We start from the raw sequence: 1972 nt of genomic DNA, 5'->3' as shown, positions 1-1972 counted from the left end.
AAAAAATACCATCAAGAAGAATGTCCATATGCTAAAAATTTAGAATCAATAACTTTGCAAGAAGCGATTCAAAAGGGATATACTTCTTGTAAAATATGTAATAAAAGGTAAATGCTATATTTTGATTAAGCATGGAGGTGTGAATCTAGTGGTAGAAAAAGCTTATGATGAAATTTATCAAACTATGAAGGAATTAAAGGGCAAAGGGCTAAAAATGACATTAAAAAAAAATATTGAGGGAGTTTTATTTACTAATATTAGAAATGTAGATTCACTTTTAAATCAAGAAGAAAAAAAAGAATGTATTTGTCATACACAATATCAAATTGATATTTTGGTAAAGGAAATAATATTAAAAAATGGTAATCGAGAGAAAATTAGATTGAGAAATTTTTTCTCTGAAAGCCATAAAAAATTATGGGGTAGATATCAAATATATTGAAATATGGTATAAAAAGATCATATTTTTTTAACTTTTACTCATTGTTTCCTTCAATAGATAATATCAATACTTATATATTTAACAATGAAATTTAAATTAATTAGGAGTGCAAAATGGAAAATTTAAAAAATATGTTTAAAAACGAAAAAAAAGTAGATGATAACGTAGAAATTAAATTAAAAGATGAAATTATTTATATTGACAGTTTAAAATCCAAAATTTATTTAAAAGAATATAATATAAAAGAGTCTTTGTGTCCTATTTTTGAAACGTCAGAACTTTATAAAAATTTAAAAAAAATATATTCTAGAGAAGAAGCTATCTTATTTTTGGAAGGAAGAAAAAAAATAGATTATAAAGAATATACGGAAATATTTATTAATCGAACTATAACTACATTGAATAAACAAAAATATACTAAGGAAGATATAAATTTTTTAATAAACCAATTTGAAATATCCAACTTATCTGTTCCTAATTTTAAAAAAATAAGAGGTAAAAATAAGAAAAATCTTATACTGGTGTTAAAGGAAAAATTAGAATTAGAAAGAGACCAAATGGTCAAAAGATCATTTGAATATAATTTGCAGATATGGGAATTAACTCATTAATGAATATCAAAATTTTCTAATTTGTATAATTAAAATAATAATTCTAAAAAAGGCAAAGCAAGAGAAACTTTGTGACGCAAAACTAAAGGGTCTAAGTCTATTATGATATGACTGCCAGTTACCATAACTTTTTTAGAAAGATGCTATTTGTATAATTACAATATGGCTTTTTTTTATTTGCATATTTTTAATAGATGCACTAAATAAAGCAATTTTTAAAGAATTTTAATAATTACTTACATTGTATAATTAAATGCAAAAAAAAAGATCCATAGAAACTTTCCTGTTATAATGTATGTGCTAGCAAACATCAAAGGAGGTTTCTATGAATCAAAAACATATTACCATTTTAGAAAGAGAAAGGATATTAAAATTTTCAATATTGGGTTATTCCAATGCTGAAATAGGGCGATAACTAGAAAGAAATAGGTCTACTATTGGAAGAGAGATAAAAAGAAATATTGTAGCTGGAGAATACAGGCCTTTAAAGGCTCAACTAGCATATCAAGAAAGAAAAAAGAATTGTGGTGCTAAAAATATTCTTAAAGAAAGTATCCTTTTAATAGAGATTCAAGATAAATTAGAAAATTCTTGGACTCCTGAACAAATAGCGGGAAGAGCAAAGGTAGAAAACTTATACAACATATCATTTAAAACTATCTATAGAGGAATAGAAGCAGGATTTCTTTCCGAAGATGTTGTTGAATTGCTACCTAGAAAAGCTAAGACATTCAACGAGGCGACGCTAGAAAATTTTAAATATACTCCAAGCGAATTGTTAAAAACATTTACCTCAGACAATGGAAAAGGGTTTTCAAGATTTAAAGAACTTGAAGAAAAATTAGAGATAAAAACATATTTTGCTAATCCATATCATTCATGGGAAAGAGGAACTAATGAGAATACAAATGGATTATTG

Annotated in this window: 3 protein-coding genes and 1 riboswitch; all 3 genes read left to right on the top strand. The window is 25.1% G+C overall.

Annotation, left to right across the window (positions count from 1 at the left end; translation table 11 throughout):
- Positions 1 to 148 precede the first annotated feature (148 nt).
- A complete protein-coding gene (locus tag WBG30_RS07885; RefSeq protein WP_424504097.1) occupies positions 149 to 442 on the top strand; it encodes a hypothetical protein in 294 nt (97 codons plus the stop codon).
- Between the two features lie 113 nt (positions 443 to 555).
- Entirely contained in the window at positions 556 to 1053 is a 498-nt protein-coding gene (locus WBG30_RS07880) for a hypothetical protein (protein WP_424504096.1), read from the top strand.
- Between the two features lie 41 nt (positions 1054 to 1094).
- Positions 1095 to 1179: riboswitch (cyclic di-GMP riboswitch) on the top strand.
- 580 nt (positions 1180 to 1759) lie between these two features.
- Positions 1760 to 1972: IS30 family transposase (locus WBG30_RS07875; protein ID WP_424504095.1), on the top strand; the 213-nt coding region annotated here is incomplete at its 3' end.

Source organism: Psychrilyobacter sp. (assembly GCF_049671765.1).
Taxonomy (GTDB): domain Bacteria; phylum Fusobacteriota; class Fusobacteriia; order Fusobacteriales; family Fusobacteriaceae; genus Psychrilyobacter.
This window is presented reverse-complemented; position numbering and strand designations above follow the sequence as displayed.

Coding starts and splice junctions, on each gene's coding strand:
- WBG30_RS07880 (WP_424504096.1), top strand. CDS start 556: ATGGAAAATTTAAAAAATATGTTTAAAAACGAAAAAAAAGTAGATGAT.